A 19,056-nucleotide genomic window follows, 5' to 3' on the forward strand; every position below is an offset into this window, starting at 1 on the left:
ATCAATAAAACCTTCTAGTCTACAATGAATTTCACAACATGCATATTCAAAAATGCCAACCGGCAGCAATTGACCCGCCCTTAAATAACCGACATCAGTTTATGACACACAAGCATTTCCAAGTCTTATTTTCTGCAGCCCAACTGAGAGTTCTGGAAAGCCCCCCTTCAAACGTGACTTCAGCTTTAAAGCCCGAACGCGAAATTTTGCTGACATCCGCATAGGAATGCTTAATATCGCCCGCCCGTTCCGGCCTGAACTCGATTTCCTTAGGTGCGCAAGTAAGATCAGCTACTGTTTCAGCCAACTCCAGAACCGAAGTACACTTTCCTGTTCCCACATTGAATATCCCCTTAAGAGGGCCGCGCCCATTAGCATCCAGCCCGGCAGCTATAAGATAGGATGTAACAACATCATCAACGTAAATGAAATCCCTGGTCTGCTTTCCATCCCCGTATACAACCATTTTCTTACACGCCATCCCTAAGTCAACAAACTTGGAGATTACTCCGCTGTACTGGCTGGTAGGGTCCTGCCGAGGACCGAAGATATTGAAAAAACGCAACGAACACCCGAAACCGCTATTCCTGATAAGTGCGGATGACTTAAATTTTGCAACACCGTAAGGACTGAGCTGGGTTGCCTGATCCGCATATTCCTCAAGAACAGGAAGGCGGCTCTCATCCCCGTATTCAGCAGCTGATCCGGCAAAAACAAATGTACTTATTCCTAACCGCTGAGCGGAGCTCAGCATTCTCTCACTTGCTTCGTAATTGACCTCCATGGTCAACTGAGGATGTTCCACTGAATAGGGAACACTCACAATGGCGGCAAGCTGAAAAATAACATCAAGATCCGGGTGTTTTCCCTTGAGCTGTTCCAGCAATCCTTTATCTGTGATGGATGCCTTATGAAATTCAAATCCGGGATTATTCCTGAAACCTGCCAGGTTATGCTCATACCCGGTAAAAAAATTATCCACTCCAACCACATTATGTCCGGCACGCAGCAGTGCATCCGTAAGATGGCTGCCTACGAATCCGGCACATCCGGTTACAAGACATGTCTTTTTAACCACTTGAAGTCCCCCGATTCATCAGGCCAGAGGCTGGCTGGAAAAAGTTATGTACTCTAAATTTTCAACACTTTTTGAAACAAGATAATAAGCAAACATGAGAGAAATCAAACAGGAGTAACAGTACCCGAACCCGTAAAACGTAAAACCGAGCTGAATGGAAAGCCAGGTAAGCCCGGAGTTGCTGAGAAAAAAAACAAGGGTAACGGCAAGCACCTCTTTACGCAGGTCAAAATAAAAAAGAATTATCACAGCCACCGAAAGCATCACCTGCATCAGTGCACCGACAAGAGCAATCTGGAACAGGGGCTTCTGCAAAGGGGAAAGACCTGCCACCGCAATAAAATCCGGGGCCAAAAGCAGGCAGACCAGAGTAAGAGAGCCCTGAACTATCAGTATTTCGCGAAGACTCTCCTTGAGCATGGTGATCATCCCCTTCTTTTCCTCGATTATGCTCGCCAGTTCCTTCTTGGCAATTATCTTTGCAAAATAGTCATGGTAATGCTCGTAGAAACGGGTTTCAATCTTGACAAGAAAAATAGCAAGAGATGGAACGATGGTCAGATATGCAAAAAATATCGGCCCTTCATACATATCATGAGTGCGCAGGTAAGGCACTACCATTCTGGAATCAGGAGCAAACCAGAACAGAATCTTGTCCACCCATATTGCGAGGTTGAAAAAAAAACCTATCAGCGCAAGTTCCCAGTACTTGATAAAGTAGGTCAACATTTTGGGATCCCAGACCTTTGCAGGAGGGAACTCCGCCAGAAGCCGGGCAAGCAGCCAGAAAAATATCAGGGCCTGTCCAACGGTATATCCCAACAGGTACCCGTCCAATCCCATGAAAGGATAAAAGAAAAAAGCCCCGCCGACACTTACCGCTGTTCCGATGGCAAAAGCCTGCACAATGGAATGGAAATCCTTGACCGCCGAAAGGAATATCATAGCCAGCCAGATCATGGCCACAATCAGAAAAAGCTCCACCGCGATTATCTTATACGTCAATGCCAGCTCGAAAAACCAGATAGCTCCGCCACCGATCACCCCTCCAGCCAGAAGCACAAGAAAGGCGCTGGTCCAGAAGGCAGTAAGCGTAACTTTGGAATCATTAAGATAAAAGCGGTCAGCAAGGTATCGCGTGACAACCAGCTGTATGTACCCGACATAGATCAGGGTAAAAGCGTATACATAAACAATGGTGGTACGAAAAATATCCTGGTCGTGCCTTGAAAAACCTGAATACGAATACAACCCGAGCACGGCCAGACAAAGTACGCTCATGAGCCACGGGCCGGAAGAAACCATCGCGGCATAAAGATAGGCCGACATCTCCGCAAGGTAGCTGTCCTTGCGCAACATCCTTCTGAGTTCAAATCCTATTCCGGCCATACGCTACTCCAGATTATCCATTGCACCATAATCTTTGTAAATTTTCAAATACCGTTCATTCAGATCCGACTCTTTATAAAAAGTCTTTACCCGTTCAATACCTGCTCTGGACATGCGTTGGCGCAGAATCGGGCTTGTCAGAATTTTCAGGATAGCTTCTCCTGTATCTGTCGGATCGGCAACCTTGGTCACTATTCCGGACGGCCCCAAAGCCTGATCGGCGACTGTCCGGCCCTCCAGCAGTTCTCGGCATGATCCTACATCGGAAGCAACAGCCGGAACACCGGCACAGTTAGCTTCCATAATAACCAGCGGCTGGGCCTCGCTTATGCTGGTGAGCACAATAAGATCAAGATTGGGCAGGTAGTCGGTAACACGGACCTTTCCGGTAAACTCAATCACATGCTCAATATGCAGAAGCTTTACCAGGTTAACACACTCTTCGTAATACTCCTCATCCTCTTCGGTCGGCCCCATTATGTAGACCTTGAGTTTATCCAGCTTACTGGAAACAATCTTAATGGCCCGCAAAAATGTCTTTACGTCCTTGATGGGAACCACCCTGCCAACAAAACCTATGGCGAACTCGGTCTGGCCCATATAGTCATGATCGGCAGATCTTAACCCAAGAAAATTATCAAGGTTGATCCCGTTGGGTATGATGGTAATTTTCTCAGGGTCTGCCCCTTCCTGAATTTCAAGCTGCCGGTTGCCTTCATAAAGGGTATATATTGCCGAGGAATAATCATAACACATTCTGCCAAGCTGCTCGAACATACGAATCCAGAAAGTCTGAAACGCCCCAAGCTTGCTTTCCACCCGCAGACGGGATTCTTCCTTCCGGTAAACCCACTCGGCCTGCGATATCTCGATCTTCCTTTCTTTTACGTAAATACCGTGCTCTGTAAGCAGTAATGGGCGTCCGGTCATCACTCTGGCCACTACGCCGAGAAGCCCGGCATAACCAGTGGAAATTGTATGGTAAACCCGTGCCTTGGGCAGATCAAGTGGCAGCATCTTAAAAATAGGCAGGTGCGTAAACCTGAATGTCCAGAAATAATCAAGGAAAGATTCTTTATTCGTATCCGGCTTGTATCGCTCAACCATCATATCCCAGGCTCTTTTGCCATGAAACAGTTCTGAAAGAGGATATTTCCCCTCTCTGAAAAGATCGACAATTTCATGCATCATTTTAAGATCGGAACGATCCATCCTGTAATGGAATTTCCTTAACCTATCGATATCAGCCGCAGAAATGCGGTTGAAGAAACTGCGTTTAATTTCAAGTGGATCGTGCAGGTAGACAATCCTGGGATCAACAAAGTTATCCGGTATTTCGTACCGGTATTTGGCCTTTTCCTTCGAAGAGGCCAAAATACATACCGCTGTAAATGTTAGTTCGGGCATCCCCTTGATCAGGTTGTGAATCCAGGTGGAAACACCTCCCGCTACAAAAGGATATGTTCCTTCAAGAAGCAGGCAGACATCGTAAACTCTATCCTTATCTTTCCTGCTCATGTAATTACTCCGCTCAGGTCAAAGTCTTCAGAAATATTATCCGCATCATCTTCGGTTTCCGGCTCACTGAAATATTCAATCCAGAAATTATATGTACTGAGTTTAAAGGGATCGGATGCTGGCGGAACAGGACGGGACTGCATTAAAAGGACCTGCTCATAAAGAGAAATATAGTTGCCCATTTCAAAGAAGATCCTGCACATCCCAAGTCGGGACTCCAGCTCCAATTCAGGAACAACAATGGATTTCTGGTAAAGTTCAAGTGCCTCACGGTATTGACGGCTCTCGCAACAGACTTCCGCAAGCCTCATATTGAAATCGGCATTGTCAGGAGCCTTCTGCACAGCCGTCCGCCAATGTTCACATGCAAGTCCAAGTGCCTGTTCCTGCATGTTCCTTTCAGGCAGACCGCTTCGGGCATAATTGCGGTAAGTTATGGCCAGTTCTGCGTGCGCCTGGGCACTGTCATACCTTTGTACACGAAAACGGGCCTTATCCAACGATTCAGCATAATCCTCTTCCAACCGGGTAAGAGCTGTATGGGCATAAAAACGGACTTCAGCATTAACGTCAGACAGGGATTTCCTCAGAAGCCTGACCGCCTCGGCCGATCCGATCCTCCGAAGCAGGTTTACCGCCCCCCTCTTCATGCCCATGTCGTCACCGGCCAGAATATCTGCAATTGGATGCACATCCACTTCATCGTACAGAAATTCAGTTATATCCTTGGGCAGATCGACATCAATCCCCTGGCCTACGTAAGCCTTCTCGCGGTACTCTTCAGCCAGTCCATGACTGCGCATGAACACCCGGGCCATCAATAGAGTAAGGGTTATGCCGCAGAGACCGATGACAGGCATGAAAAAAGTAAACAGGGCGGCAATGCGCGGGTAATAAAAGGCAAGTCCCGGCAAAGCACGAGGTTTGGCGGAAGTAATAAGGATGAAGGAAAGAGCGGAGAGAGTATGTGCAGCCAATACACCGTAAAGAAGATAGGGACTATCGGCCCTGCGCAGGTACAGCCATATCGCTACAGCCTCAAATATAAAGGCTGCGAGGAATGAGACGACAAGCTTCAGGCGAGCCGTCCTTATAACCCTACTCCGCAAAAAGAACACTTACCACGTCCTCCTGAGCTGCCTTGACCATCTCCATCGGATCTTCCATGCCAACAAAATATCCGGCTACCCCGGCCCTTAACTCAATAAGGTTCTGGTCGGTTTCAAAAGCCATTACGCTCAAAGCCTTAAACGAATTAAGCAGGTTGTTGACCACCACTCGAGCACCGGCAGGTGGTGTGGTCGGCAGGATAAGGTAGAAAGCACCGGGTTTGTCGCTGATAAACAGGATATCTATCTCGCGGATCTGATTCTTGAGAATCATACTGAAGGCCATAAGTACTTCATCCCGGCCTTCGTCTGATGCATTTGACAGGCCGGGGAACTCAAGCAGAATAAGAGACAGATCAAGCGCATAACGGCGTGAACGCACAAATTCTTCCCTGAGCCTGCGCTTGAAATACTCATATGTATAGGCGTCGATAATTTCATCGGCGATGAGTTTGTGCTTTGTTTCAGCAAAAACGGTTGCATTTTCCACACTGCTGCCGCACCAGTCGGCGACAAGCCCGGCAACACGTACGGAATCACTTGTAAATTTAAGAAAAGGCATCTTTTCCACGTTAAGCACCCCGACAACATGCCTCTGGTTGTCGGCAAGGATGGGGGCAGAAATAATTATACCGCCCGGCATGCTCTCATTACTGGCCACATCGCGGATCGATACGGCCTTCTTGCGGCTTGCAGCAAGACTCATGAGCCCTTCCCCAACGGGAACAACCTCCGGCAGGTACCCCCTGCCATGACGTATTGCCGTATCCAGCCGAAACTCATTACCCTCAAGGAGATAGATCGAACACTCCTCAACTTCCATGAAATCACGCAGTATCTCAAGCACAGCAGGATAAATGCTGTCTATACTTAGAGTTCGCAATCCCTGAGCAGCTTCGTAAAGAGTTCCCAGCGTGCTCTCCTGCGACAATATCCTGGTATCAACTTCCTGCTTGGCTTCGCTGAGAATGTCTAATTTGACCTTTATCTTTTCAAAGGCATCCTTGTATGTGTCACGTGCCTCGCAGACATCATTATATTCCTTGATCTGCATCTGACGCATCTCGCCGATTACAGTACCGACCACAAAGAAAAGTATCGGCTTGCCCCACATTGACAATGTCTTGAAATCCGCAACCGCAAGATCAGGAATGGATAGAGCTTTGAAAGCAAGAAGAATCAAGGCAGATAGACCACCTGAAAAAACACCGCCGGAGAAGCCGTACCTGACTGCAGTAAGCAGTATAACTATCCAGAACGGATGCGGAGAAACGTTCAGAAATCCGGGGTCCGATCGCCAGAAGACAAGATTAATGGCTGTCACCCCGGCCAATCCCAGAACAACTTCAAAGTATCTTGAAAGATTATATTTATTTACAGCAACGTTCGCTTTAAACATAAGAACCAGCCTTTTCTGATGTCCGGGATGCCATAAAGCTGCAACTAGAAGACAAAACTAAAGCCTCCCCTGATCAGCTGAGTTTCTCCGCCGCCAACCTGTCCGGAATCACTGCTGTATTCATATCCGGTACTTAATTCAAATCTGCCCAGCCGCAAAACAAGTGATGGTCCGCCAAAATAACTTAAGGACGTCTTGAATTCATCTGCCCTGACGCCACCGGAACCTTCAATGGATATTACATCACAAAGCGATTTGCTGAAACTGGCACTGATTGTATGGATGGCTTCGTTAGGAACAATCTCAACCGGAGTATAAGTACTGTCTTCATATTTAAACTTTGAACGATAAAAAGAGTAGGAAACAAATAGATCCGGATCAGAAAGCAGCCGACGGGTCAGGATCACGTTCAAGACGCCGCGATGACCATAAAGACGGTCCTCATCCAGGGTGTACTGGCGATACTGCCCGTTCAGGAAAAGTCCCCAGGTGTCGTCGTAAAAACCGTTGTAGGTCAAAGCTAACTGGTTGTATCTTCCCTTGTAATTTGCAGCGGAAGGTTCATCCAGCCAGGGGTTGTTGTAATCGATCATTGCAGACAGAAGTCCCGGTCGATGGACCTGCCAGTCAAACCCGAGAGTTCCGGAAAAGCCTGACGCAGTTCCTTCATGGACTCCAATACCGGCCACCCCCGTGAACGTCCGTGAAAGCTCTCGCTTGAATATAAATGCCAGCTGATTGACGTCCTTGTCGATCTTGTCGATACCCTCCCCTGCAGGCCTGTAAATATTCGTATTGGCATAGTAGACCTCGCCACGGGTCAACTCATTAAGCTGCATGGCGAAGCTGCCGCCGAGTGTGGTGGTTATGGTATCGTTGGGCTGAAGGTATATACTGGGAGTAAGTTCCAGACGCGGTCTGCGTTGCAGGAGAATACCTGCCAGAGCCTCTCTGGCATCCACATTGTCCGGTTCCTTGTCTATCAGCTCGGAAAAACCTGTGACAGCCCCAAGCCAGTCTCCCGCTTCCTGCCGACCATATGCCCGCGCTGAAATGGACTCTATATCCCCCGGCCGCAGGCGAAGCAGATAACCCAATGTAGCCTGCTGCTGATCGAAATCTCCGGTCAACAAACGCAGACGGGCTTCCTGCCTGAGGGCTCCTGCGGAAAGAGGCTCATCCTGCAGCCAGGCTTTCAACAGGACCGCGGCCTTCTCGTATTCATCGTTATCCAGCAAAACCTCTATATATTCTTCGCGCAGATCAAAATCAGTCGGATATTGCTTGAGCAGTTTTTCGTACATCCTGAGCCCGTCGTTTATGTAGCCACGCCGGATCATGATGCGGGCCATGATCACACTGCGCTGTCTCTCGGAAACCGCACGCAGCACATCGCGCTGATCCAGCTCGTAGAAAAATTCCTCCGACGTCCCTTTGAGCAACTCTTCTGCTGGTCTTGAGGGAGTTCCTGTCCCAGCCTTGATTCCATCAGTCCGGCCAATACCACCGGACACAGGGGCGGCCATAGGATTCACCGGAAGCGGAGTCTCTTTAGTACTGGCTGTCCGCTCATCAAGCAGAGTGCGTGACATGCTGCGGACCATGTAATCAAGCCCGACCCGTTTCCTGAAGACCAGCCCTACGATGCTGGCCTGACTCTTTGTAGGGTAGTCGCCAATCTGGACAACGCGCCACAGTTTTCCCTTTGAATCAAAAAGCCGCACCACAGTAGGCTTGAACCCTTCTTTTTCAAGATAACTGACAAAATTCCAGGTGTTCTCCGCCTGATCAAAGGCACTGACCCGCACAGTCCAGATTTTTCCGTCCTTATCCGGGCCGGCAACAGGACTGTCCTGTGCCGAAGAACGGACAGGAATCAGAACCAGTTGCGCGGCAGCAACCGTCAGGAACAGAATCAATATGAACGTCAGCTTTTTCAAAATAACTACCTTTCCAACTTCCCTGTATTGCTTTTCAGAAGTTTTTTTCCACCCTGCTTTCTGATAGCCCGTTCTGCAAGCCTGTATTGCATAAGGGCATCAGAATCGCGTCCAAGAAAATTATATATTTCACCAAGCTGATACCGGGCCTCGGCATCATCGGGGACAAGTCTGAGATAGTGCCTGAACTTGGCTATGGCCCTCTTGTATTCCGACCTTTCACTGAAAATTATGCCCAACCCTTTAAGTGCCGTATGGTTATCCCTGTTAACCTTCAGTGCGGCTTCAAAAAGGCTGTAGGCATCGTCCTGATCATTGTTGAAAAGAGCTTCCGCACCGAGTCGGGAAAGCAGAATTTCATCAGTGCTATACTCTCTTCCCAAACGTTTATAAATAGCTGAAGCTTCAGCCCCTCGTCCCGCCAATTGCAAAGCCGAGGCCAGCAGAAAACCTTCAAAACGCGGCAACTTTTCCAGCCTCGTGTAAGGCTCCAGAATATCCAGCGCAGGGCCAGCCTCCCGGGCGTCAATATAGGCTCTGGCCAATTCAATACGTCCGGATTCAGGCAGGTGTCCTTCTCTCCACAGTTCCGTGTAAAGCTTGATCCTTTCCGCATTCATACCCGCAAAACCGTAGGTCTCGGCCAGCTTCAGCTTAAGCTCAATGTCGGACGGCTTAAGGGAAAGTGCCCGCTCATAGTAACCCACGGCCCGCTTATACTCCCCTGCATCGGTAAACGCAGTTGCCGCCTGCATGGCCAACTGGAAATTACGCGGTTCCTCGTCAGACATCTCTCCGTAAATTCCTGCGGCCACTGCAGGCCTGTCAGTCCATCCGGCCAGACGCGCCAGATCCTTACGGATCTGTTTTTTCTTGTAGCCGAGCGAATACAGCCTGTCGTAAATGCGGTACGCTTCCTCGGTCAGGCCTGAACTATCCGCAAACTCGGCCCACTTGAGGAGCATATCCAGATTTCTGCCGTCTCCATCTGCAAACCTGGCAATAAGCTTACCGGCCTTATCGCCATCCCCTGCCGCGGCCCACACTGCTGCGGCAAGCATGGCAACCTGTTCGTCATGTGGACGCAGTCGCATTGCAGTCTCTGCCGCGTCCCTGAAAATATCCCGTTCACCGGTATAGGAAGCAACCTGAACAAGAGTCATCACATAGTCCCTTTCCCCACCCGTAAGAACCGCCGCCTTGCGGTAGTAGGGATATGCATCCTTCGGAGAATTCAGCCAGAGCATTATTTCCCCGGCCTGAGCAATGACCTTCACATTGCTGCCATCAAGCGCAACCGCATATTTTGCGGCTTCTCGCGCCAGCTTAAGGTCCTGAGTATCGGAAGCGGCAAGCAGCATGTTGAGGACATCTTCTTCCAGCCCTTCCTTCTCAACAACCTGCCGGTAAAGCCTGTAAGACTTGGCCGGCTCCCCTGCTTCCCTCCAGGCCTCTGCCCCCTTACGCATGAGGGCTACATTTCCGGGACTGAATTTCAATGCAAGATCAACAGTTTCAGCCACCAGTTTATAATCGCGGGTTGCAATCGCAGTATCCACAAGGCGCTCATAATCGGCTACTCCGGCATCCAGACCATTAATCACCCGCTTCAGAGTCTGGTAGGCCTCAAGAGGCTTATCAATGTTGAGCAGCACTTCGGCCCTGGTCCGCAGGTAGTCGGCATTGCTGTTCTGAACAGTCTCTGTTTCTGCTACAACCTCTGCCATGAGCTTTGTATCTGAACTGAACAGGGCTGCGCGCAGCATGTCGTGGGCATACTTCAGCCAGTTGTCCAGTTTCCGGGCCAGAGTCCTGAATATTTCGATCGCCTTGCTGCTCTTGCCTGATTCCATATAGACAGCACCGAGCTGCTCCTGATGCTCATTATTATCAGGTTCAACTCGCACAAGCTGCTCAAGAGCGGTCTCTGCAAGATCATACCTGCCCACGGTTCTGGCCATCCAGGCCATCTCGGTCAGCAAAGGAACGCTTTCCGGTTTCTCCCTGTATAAGCGCTGGGCATATTCAAGCCCAAGAGCATACTGCCCGGTCCAGCCGAGAACCTTAACCAGTTGTAACCTGTTGTCTATTCCGCCGGTATCATCATCAAGACTGGCGGCGAAGGAATAGCCTTCCTCCACCCTATCCATGGCCAAGAAATATTCTTCCACATAAATTGTATACTGCAGGGGATTGATAACATTCTCATACTCCATGGCAGCCCTGAACTGTTCCCCGACCACGAAAATTCCCCGAATAAGGTACTCAAGGTAGGGATCTTCACCAGCCGCCGATAACTCCTCACCCAGACGTCCAATCTCCCGGTTCAATGCCTTCAGGAATCTGTCGGTAAACTCACCTACTGCCTGCAGGCTGTTAAGCCGCTTGATAGCACCGACTTCCTGCGGCAACATATTGTAATACCTATAATACATTACCAGTTTTTTAAGAGGCTGCTCTTCATTGACCAGTATGGCCGCAATCCTTTCCCAGGTACGCATGGCTTCTGTAGGCATTACATTCCACTCATAAACCTGAACCAGCTTTTCAAGCACGGCCCTGTCTCTGGGCTTATGTTCCAGAACCCTGTTCAGGCTGGCAATGGCCTTGTCCGGCAAACCCCGCACAAGATACACATCGGAAGCGACTGTGAGCAGTTCAAGGTCGTCAGGGTCCTCTTCAAGCAACTGGTCAATAAGATCGGTAGCTTTGGATACTTCACCGCCTTCAAGATAAAGCTCTACCATATCCCTGGGAAAGGGATAAATAAGCACGGTACTCCCGATTATGATGAGTACGAATAAAAGTACCCGCCAGAGCCTTATGTTCAAATCCCGACAATCTCCACGGGTCCCGAGGAAAGGTCTTTCAGCTGCAACTCTCCCCTCTGGTTACTGGACAATTCCAACGGTTTTCCAGCCTTGCTGATAATCCTGTATTTCCTCCCGGATACAAGTCCGGCAACTGTCAGTCTTCCTTTACTGAAACATTCAAAAACAAAACGTGCTCCTCCGGATGTTCGCTGGAAATCCCGAACCCACCCGGAAGCATTTTTCAGATAAGGAAAACCGTCATTTACATTCTGGCTGCTGCTCAAGACCAGTTCGGCACGCGCTGATCCCGGAACCAAATGAACAAAAATTCCTTCAGGCTGATCGTCGTAACCAAGAACGCCTGCACAGTTGCGTAAATCCGGGACCAAAGATTTCCCGTCCAGACGCACGCTAAGGCAGTCACCATAATCGGAAAAGACAAACTGCCCCGGCCCCTTCCTTTCAATCTTTCCACTCAGGAAGCCGTTCACCATTCTTATGTATGATGAAGCGTAAACCCTAGCCGTATCCTGCAAAAGAACCCACTCGTATACATCCTCAAGAGCCTTGAGAGAGGCAAATTTCTCCCCGCTGTAGAAGTGGTAATAGATGTCGATGGGCATAACCCGACGCGGAGATCCGGTCCGTTTCATTGTCTCTACAATGTTTCGGAAACCGAAATACGGCCCGGACCAGAGGTTGGTCAGGATATTCTCGTTGGCCTGCCCGGTATAAATCTGGCTGTACCTGCCGAGTTCACGGTAAAGCGGAGAAACCCCGAAATATGAATTACGGCTGGCATCCATTACCGTATCCCCGCCATTCAGGTTGAGTATCCCTGCTTCCTTCGCAATTTCAGCCTGTTCAGGAATCGGATCGCACATGCCGGACCAGAGCAGCACTTTGCAAGGCTTGTCCGCCGGAGCAAGGTTCTCGGAAATATAATCACATGACCCGACAATCTCATAACGGGCATCAAACACATATCCCGGTTTCTCATACTGGCCGACAACAAAAGCTTCGGAATATTCTTCGGAATCTCGCAGCCTTGGGTTCCAGGCAAACGGATGGGTGTAGGAATGTGAGGCTGTCTCCACGTTCTCCATTTCAAAGAGAGTCCGGGCCTGCTCAATATTGTTGATGCTGCCCTTCACATCAGGGTTGATCTCACCCGCGATGACCGACGCGGAATTCGGGAAGTCATAACGGGCAAAAATCCTCTCCATTATGATTTCACCGCAGTTCTTGTTGTTATCGATTTCGGTGTAGCCCACGAAGCCGTCACCATCGATGTGGGCAAAGGCCACCCTCAAGCCGTTGAGTGTCGTCGGGGTCAGAGCCGGGATTCCTTCCAGCCCGAGTGAAGTCCGCAGAAAGTCAAAAGGATTGAGGAACCACTGTTTCTTGAAATCAACAGGATCCTGCCAGCGCATGAATCCATTGAGGGCAAATCCGCCTCCAGGACCAACACCTACAGCAGTTCCTGGGAGACCGGGACGATCCTTGCGCTCAACGGTCACCCATGAAAGGCTGTTATCATTCAACGGACTTATATCGATGTACATTTCCGGAAAGACAGGCAGCTTCCGCTCAAAATTCATTGTCCGTCCATCAACGGTCCCGTACTTAAGCCTTATCTTCTCGCTCGTTGCATTACCCTGATAGTTGAATCCCAGTCCGGCAAAAACGGATCTGATCCGTTCCGGGCTTACAGGCTCATCTTCAAGGCTGCGATATGCTCCCATACTTCCGGCAATTACTATTTTTTTGCCATCTTTATGTTGTTGTTCAAGCCACTTGAGATACTCGGCAGGCTCATTCATCAGGTCAGCACCGAACGAGGTCAGAACCGCGGAATATTTCTCCATCTCCTGCTTGCCGGGCAACGGACGTTCGGCAACATCACGAATTTCATAAAGATACCCGAGATAATTGAGCGGCATGGCAAAGCCTTCAACAAACAGGTTTGCCCGTTTAGTTCTTTCTTCAGCACTATTGTAGAGAACCAGAACCTTGCGCTTAAGCGGTTCAGCAGCCACCCTTACCGGCACAGCCGCGAAGAACACTGAAACGGTCAGGAGCAGGCTAACGATAATTCGCATGGATAAAGACTTCATCAAGTGCCGGAGTGCTGACATAAGGCACGAATCCTTGTTTTCTGGAAAATTCACATGCCGCGCTGACGGCCTTACTGTCAGCAGCTGGTGCATAATCGAGACTCAAGACTACAAGCTTGCGGTTGGCCTTGCGGGCCTCATCTGTTTTTGTAAGCAAAAAATCCCGGTCCGAACCGGATACCGGGACTGCGGAATCAGAATCAAGATCCATGGAGAAACTCAATCCTTCGATCAACAGATAATCTAGGTACGGGGCGGTTCTTCGGATAATCTCAAAACCGCGATTCTGGCAGAGCAGCATTCCGGGAAACTTCCTGTGGATGTCCCGAACCAGCTCAACGCAGGCACGCTCGGTCCCTTTGTAAGCATCAGGATCGCATCGCTGCATATCTATCGGAGAATCAAGCGTATCGAAAAAGAGCCCGTCATACCCACGTGCAAGAGCGTCGGGAATCAGCCGGGTCAGCACAAGTTCCCGCCACTCCGGACGGCGAACATCCACAACCCATGAATCCCAATTCTCGTTGTATCTTGAAAGAAGCTCCTGACTGCGGGCCTGTTCCAGATAAGGACTGTTCCCATGGAGTTCGCCAAGACTTACGTAGACCAGCACCTTCTTCCCCTGCCTGCGCAAAGGGACTGGGTCCTGCCCGGACTCCGCAACAACGCAGAGATCAAAACCGAGCAGCTCCGAAGTGCGGTCATCACTGCCGTAATAACAGGCCCATGACGAAATGTGGCCGGAATTTCCCCCAAATGCAATCCTGTACCCAAACAGGCTGAAACCTATCACGACCAGTACAGCGACTACTGCGCGGGCATTTCGGACATGGCCTGAACCATTTCCGCAAGGGTTTCCTGAGCTACGCTGTTGAGTGATTCCGTGCATCCGAAAAAGCAGCCTCCGGTTTTAGATGAAGAAGACGCCCAAAGAATCTTGCCCGACGGAACATCAAGCATTTTCAGATTGATGCCCACGGTGGGACTCTGGTTAATACCACGCTTATACTGGTATTCGGTCACTGAACCGAAAATGACTGTATCTACGCCAAGCTGATGCCCCATCTTCTGGGCAACAACATCCTCCATGACAAACTCAAGGTCATCCTCATCACCCTTGACGCGACTCAGCATCTCGGTGGACTCCATGATTTTGAAACGGGTGGACGAATACAGTTCAGTGGATAACAGATCGGAAACCATACGCCCGGCATTCGGGGTAGTAGTCAGGTTTACCAGTGGAAGCACAGCCACCAGACGGGCATCACTAGCAATACCCTGCGGCTGAACGTAGTCCTTCATGTAGGTACCGGAACAGCCGGCAATAAAAAATACAAGAAACAGAAAACTAAAAACCTTATTTTTCACACCCCCTCCTCTTGTTGTAAATTCGACAGTGTCGACAGCAATGCGTCAAACGGAGAAAACCCATTTATAACCGTTTTAAAATTTTAGAGTTTCTATAGACAGTTGCCCTTAAAATTTCGACTTGCATATTAGTGAGCATAATCCCAAAAGAACAATCTTGGAAGTATAACATTTAAAAATTTATGGGTTTTTACCATATTATCAACATAGTTGTCTTCAAATTTCCCCCATGCTGTGCTATTTTTCTATTCCGGCAACCAAATTAAACAGGCAAGGCAAAAAAGCATGAAAAACAGCATGATAACCATCATGACGATTGTTTTCCTCATATCATCATGTGTAAGCGGCACCTCCAGCCACCGCGCAACGCAGGATTTTAGACAGCCAGAACAGACGAAGACCGCAATAAAATATGAGCAGCCAGCCATTACAAGCTGGGCATATGTACTGCAACACCCTTCCATAGCCGCACTGGCTGAGTCTCCTTACAGGCTGATCGTAACCGACTATTCAGCTGACGGGTCCGATTCCAAAAGATTTACAGCGGAACAAATTGGAATACTCCACCGCTTCAACAAGACTGTACTCTGCTATTTTTCCATCGGTGAGGCCGAGGACTACAGATTTTACTGGAAAACAAGCTGGAACAGCCAGACCCCCGGATTTCTGGGGCCGGAGAATGAAAACTGGGCCGGGAACTTCAAGGTCAGGTACTGGCGCGAAGACTGGTGGGAAACGGCTCTAAAGCCATATCTTGACCGCATCCTTGAGGCCGGATTCGATGGGGTTTATCTGGACATAGTCGACGCATACTGGTTCTGGCACGAGCAGGGAATGGACATAAGAACCACAGCCGACGACATGGTCAAACTTATTGCCAGAATTGCCGACTACTGCCGCAAACGAGCCGGCAACAACTTCATTATCTGCCCCCAGAACGGGATGGGAATAATTGAAGCTTGTTCACCGGAAGACAAGGACCTATACGTCAAGACAATAAGCATGGTCGGCCTTGAGAGCCTGCTTTTCAATTACTATACAGAACAGGACCGAAATTACCGGCTGAAACTGGCTAAAAAATTTGCTGATGCCGGCAAAACAGTTCTTACAGTAGAATACATATCCAAGGATCAGTATGCCGAGTACCTGAATAAGGTAAAAGGACTCGATTTCAGCCTTGTTCCTTATGCTTCCCCGCCGGATGCGGCGCTGGAGACGCTGACCGATTTCTGGAAATACAAATAGCAGTCTGCCTTTAAAATATTCGGACACAATTTGGAAATCCTCACTTGTAACGATTAATCTGCATTGAACAGGAAAATGGAACGTACTTGACACTTTTTGCACATGCAAAAGTTTATGCTGGACAAATTTCTACCAGTTAAATATAGAATATACAGCTAAGATTCTTTACAAAATGAGGATGAACAGGTGAGCAGAAAATTTATCCCCGTTACTATTGTACTTGCAATTCTGCTGGGACTGGCAGTTGCAGGCTACGTGACTCCTGAAGAGAAACAGAAGATTCCTGTCCGAATACTTTTCCGTAACAGCGGCGGAAAAGTCATTTTCTCTCATATCAAGCACCATCGTGACTATGAAATACCCTGCGACAAATGCCACCACGAACGCAAGGGAGAATCTCAGGAACCACTGGCTTGCGGCTCATGCCATCCTCAGGCCTTTGACCGGGATTATGTGCGCGACCACATCAACTCCTTCCCGGACAACAGCTACTGTGTCCAATGCCATCACGCCGAACTGGGCAAGCTGAATTTCGACCACGAAGCTCACGAAGAGTACGCCGAAGAAGACTGTCAGGCCTGCCACCACACCGAAGACATCGAAAAAGAACCCCAGAAATGCGGCAACTGCCATACCAACGCGGGGTCGAAAGAAATCCCAAGCGTGCGTAACGCAGCACATGACCGCTGCATCAACTGTCATGACGATATGTTCAAAGAAGGTCTGAAAGGCTGTACCCCCTGTCACCGCATGCGCAACATGGAGAACTACAAAGGAGACCATACTCCATGCGCCCAGTGCCATCAGGAAAAAGGCAAGGATCTCGTGCTGAACCGGGTGAGCGCATTCCATGACCAGTGCATGGATTGCCACAAGGAACTCAAGCGCGGGCCATACAAGGACGATGACTGCGCCAAGTGTCATATAAAGTAAGGCGGACCGATCAATCATGAATTCTCTTTTCTCACTAGTTCCCGCAGAACGTGGCCCTATAGTGAACATCCGTGAACAGGGTCTTTCATCTCTGGAAATAACCCTGAGCATCACCGGATACCGTCCGCTGGTGAAAACCGGCGACAGCGTGTCCAAGGCCCAGAAGGTTGCCAATGACCCGGAAGGGAAAATGCCGTCGGTTCACTCGTCTGTCTCTGGCATCGTTACTGACATCAAGAATGATTTCATATCGATCCGGGAGAAAGGAGAAAGGGTTGCCGACCCTCTTGAGTTTGATATGAGGAACGCTGGTGGAATGCTTGAATCCCTGCGCGATGGCGGCATAAACATTCGGCCGCTGAAACAGGGGGCCACCCTGATAATAAACGCGATCCCCAAAGAGGCCGGACTGGATGGGCACCGCTTCCTGATCGAAGAATTCAACGACATCATGCTGGAAGGACTGGCTTGTCTCAACAATGCCCTTTCGCCCAAGGCCTGTGCTCTGGCTTTGCCGAAAGGAATGGACTGGACACTGTCGGGATGTGTCGGACACGAAATAGATCCTGTATACCCAAACGGCCTCAACGCCATGGTAGTGAAGGCCGTAACCGGAAAAGAGATGCCGCCGGACGTATGTGTCATTAACGCTGCCACTCTATACCGCATCGGTCGTACCCTGCATGGCAGACGGGCTGTCACCGATATCATGGTCAAAGTCGGCAGTACCCTTTTTCTGACCCCGGTAGGGACCCAGGTGGGGCTGCTCGTTAAAATGGCAGGTTTCGGTATTTCTAATCACGACAGAGTCATACTGGACGGCCCGCTCTCCGGCGAAGCGGTCTATACCCTGCGCCACGGTGTCGGTCCTGAAACACAGGGCGTAAGCGTTGTAGCTGCCGGACCGGAACCCACAATTATGGATTCTCCCTGTGTCGGATGCGGAGAATGTGTTATAAGATGCCCCGCCCGCATACAGCCGAACATGATTTCACGACATGCCGAATTCGGCCTGTTTGAGAACACCTTGAATTACAGCATCGCGGCCTGTTTCGAATGCGGTCTTTGCACCTACTGGTGCACGGCCCAGCGGCCCGTTCTGCAGTACATCCGTCTGGCAAAGAAAGAACTTTCCAAGAAACCCATACTTGAAGACCTGCGGAAGTGACCATGAGACCGATAACCGGATCACCTGTACTTACTGTCTCGTCCCCGTCTCACGTACACTGCGGGCGGACCATCAGAAAAACGGCTCTTGAAACCATTCTGGCCCTGCTGCCGGCTGCGGCATTCGCCATATGGCACTACCACATGCTTGCGGTACGGGTCCTTGCCCTTTCATGCTTCACCGCCGTCATTGCAGAGACAATCTGTCTCTACATAATGAAACGAAAGTTTGAAGCCGATAACTACACAACCCTGTTGTGCGGGCTGATGTTCGGTTTTCTGCTGCCCCCGTCATCACCCTGGTGGCTGGTGGTGCCCGGAAGTGCGCTGTCCATCATTATCGGTCGTATGATCTTCGGGGGACTGGGAGCAAACCCGCTGTGTGCCCCGCTTGTAGGCTGGGCCATACTGACCGTATCCTGGCCGGATCTCATGAATTTCAACGTAACCATGCTGACTTCCGAGCTGACCTATCCCTTGAGCCAACTAAAGAACTTCGGCCCTCAAACTCTGAACGAATACAGTCTGAAGAGTCTGCTGCTGGGCTTCCAGCTCGGCGGGACCGGGGCTGTACAGTCCGGAGCGATCATTCTTGGCGGGGCCTACCTCATCACCAGAAGGATAATCCGCCCGGACATCCCCTTCTCCTTCATACTCGGCGTAACGCTGACCGCGCTGACATTTTACCTCATTAACCCGCAGGCATACGCCTCTCCGGAATACCATCTCCTGTGCGGATCAACACTTTTCGGCGCATTCTTTCTGGCAACGGACAGTTCTTCATCGCCTGCCGGACACATTCCCATGCTGGCATACGGATTCACAGCCGGAGCACTCGTCATAATAATAAGAGTCTACGGTGCATACCCGGACGGCGTGCCTTTTGCGATCCTGCTCGCCAACCTCATGAGCCCGCTCTTTGACAAACTGAGACCGAAACCTTTCGGCGGGGTCACAAGCATCCATCTGCAGAGGTAGAT

14 protein-coding genes are annotated in these 19,056 nt (G+C 49.8%); 4 read left to right on the forward strand and 10 right to left on the reverse strand.

Features of this window, described 5'->3' with window-relative positions:
• Nucleotides 1-94: 94 nt before the first annotated feature.
• From N7E73_RS00535 to N7E73_RS00580, 10 genes are read right to left on the reverse strand one after another with little or no spacing between them, the layout of a single operon-like run.
• A complete protein-coding gene (locus N7E73_RS00535) occupies nt 95-1,078 on the reverse strand; it encodes an NAD-dependent epimerase/dehydratase family protein (RefSeq protein ID WP_432736729.1) in 984 nt (327 codons plus the stop codon).
• Nucleotides 1,079-1,096: 18 nt separating this feature from the next.
• Nucleotides 1,097-2,467 (reverse strand): exopolysaccharide Pel transporter PelG, encoded by a 1,371-nt coding sequence (gene pelG, locus N7E73_RS00540; RefSeq protein WP_432736730.1) that lies wholly within the window; start codon nt 2,465-2,467, stop codon nt 1,097-1,099.
• 3 nt (nt 2,468-2,470) lie between these two features.
• Nucleotides 2,471-3,985 (reverse strand): GT4 family glycosyltransferase PelF, encoded by a 1,515-nt coding sequence (pelF, locus tag N7E73_RS00545; RefSeq protein WP_432736732.1) that lies wholly within the window; start codon nt 3,983-3,985, stop codon nt 2,471-2,473.
• Nucleotides 3,982-5,103 carry a HEAT repeat domain-containing protein gene (locus N7E73_RS00550; protein WP_432736733.1) on the reverse strand — a complete coding sequence of 374 codons (1,122 nt, stop codon included), beginning with the start codon at nt 5,101-5,103 and terminating at the stop codon, nt 3,982-3,984. The genes pelF and N7E73_RS00550 overlap by 4 nt, the downstream gene beginning before the upstream one ends.
• The gene (locus tag N7E73_RS00555) at nt 5,084-6,493 is read right to left on the reverse strand and encodes a GAF domain-containing protein (RefSeq protein ID WP_432736735.1); all 1,410 of its coding nucleotides are present in this window, start codon (nt 6,491-6,493) and stop codon (nt 5,084-5,086) included. The genes N7E73_RS00550 and N7E73_RS00555 overlap by 20 nt, the downstream gene beginning before the upstream one ends.
• Before the next feature lie 44 nt (nt 6,494-6,537).
• The gene (locus tag N7E73_RS00560; protein WP_432736737.1) at nt 6,538-8,433 is read right to left on the reverse strand and encodes an SPOR domain-containing protein; all 1,896 of its coding nucleotides are present in this window, start codon (nt 8,431-8,433) and stop codon (nt 6,538-6,540) included.
• Between the two features lie 5 nt (nt 8,434-8,438).
• Nucleotides 8,439-11,264: a tetratricopeptide repeat protein gene (locus tag N7E73_RS00565; RefSeq protein ID WP_432736738.1), complete on the reverse strand. Its 2,826-nt coding sequence runs from the start codon at nt 11,262-11,264 to the stop codon at nt 8,439-8,441.
• Entirely contained in the window at nt 11,261-13,348 is a 2,088-nt protein-coding gene (locus N7E73_RS00570; RefSeq protein ID WP_432736739.1) for a polysaccharide deacetylase family protein, read from the reverse strand. Before N7E73_RS00570 ends, N7E73_RS00565 begins: the two co-directional genes overlap by 4 nt.
• On the reverse strand, nt 13,332-14,156 hold the full coding sequence (locus N7E73_RS00575; protein ID WP_432736740.1) for an endo alpha-1,4 polygalactosaminidase: 825 nt from the start codon (nt 14,154-14,156) through the stop codon (nt 13,332-13,334). The genes N7E73_RS00570 and N7E73_RS00575 overlap by 17 nt, the downstream gene beginning before the upstream one ends.
• A gap of 14 nt (nt 14,157-14,170) precedes the next feature.
• A complete protein-coding gene (locus N7E73_RS00580) occupies nt 14,171-14,731 on the reverse strand; it encodes a CsgG/HfaB family protein (protein WP_432736742.1) in 561 nt (186 codons plus the stop codon).
• A 285-nt stretch (nt 14,732-15,016) separates the two neighbouring features.
• Between N7E73_RS00580 and N7E73_RS00585 the strand changes: the two genes are divergently transcribed.
• The 4 genes from N7E73_RS00585 to N7E73_RS00600 all read left to right on the forward strand — a co-directional run bounded on the left by N7E73_RS00585 (nt 15,017) and on the right by N7E73_RS00600 (nt 19,054).
• Complete coding sequence (locus N7E73_RS00585; RefSeq protein ID WP_432736744.1) at nt 15,017-15,976, forward strand: MJ1477/TM1410 family putative glycoside hydrolase; 960 nt, start codon at nt 15,017-15,019, stop codon at nt 15,974-15,976.
• 186 nt (nt 15,977-16,162) lie between these two features.
• Entirely contained in the window at nt 16,163-16,909 is a 747-nt protein-coding gene (locus N7E73_RS00590) for a cytochrome c3 family protein (RefSeq protein WP_432736746.1), read from the forward strand.
• A gap of 16 nt (nt 16,910-16,925) precedes the next feature.
• Nucleotides 16,926-18,077 (forward strand): 4Fe-4S dicluster domain-containing protein, encoded by a 1,152-nt coding sequence (locus N7E73_RS00595; RefSeq protein WP_432736748.1) that lies wholly within the window; start codon nt 16,926-16,928, stop codon nt 18,075-18,077.
• Nucleotides 18,078-18,079: 2 nt separating this feature from the next.
• Nucleotides 18,080-19,054 carry an RnfABCDGE type electron transport complex subunit D gene (locus tag N7E73_RS00600; RefSeq protein ID WP_432736750.1) on the forward strand — a complete coding sequence of 325 codons (975 nt, stop codon included), beginning with the start codon at nt 18,080-18,082 and terminating at the stop codon, nt 19,052-19,054.
• The last annotated feature ends 2 nt before the right edge of the window (nt 19,055-19,056 follow it).

Source organism: Maridesulfovibrio sp. FT414, from assembly GCF_050916235.1.
In the GTDB taxonomy this organism is placed as follows: Bacteria; Desulfobacterota; Desulfovibrionia; order Desulfovibrionales; family Desulfovibrionaceae; genus Maridesulfovibrio.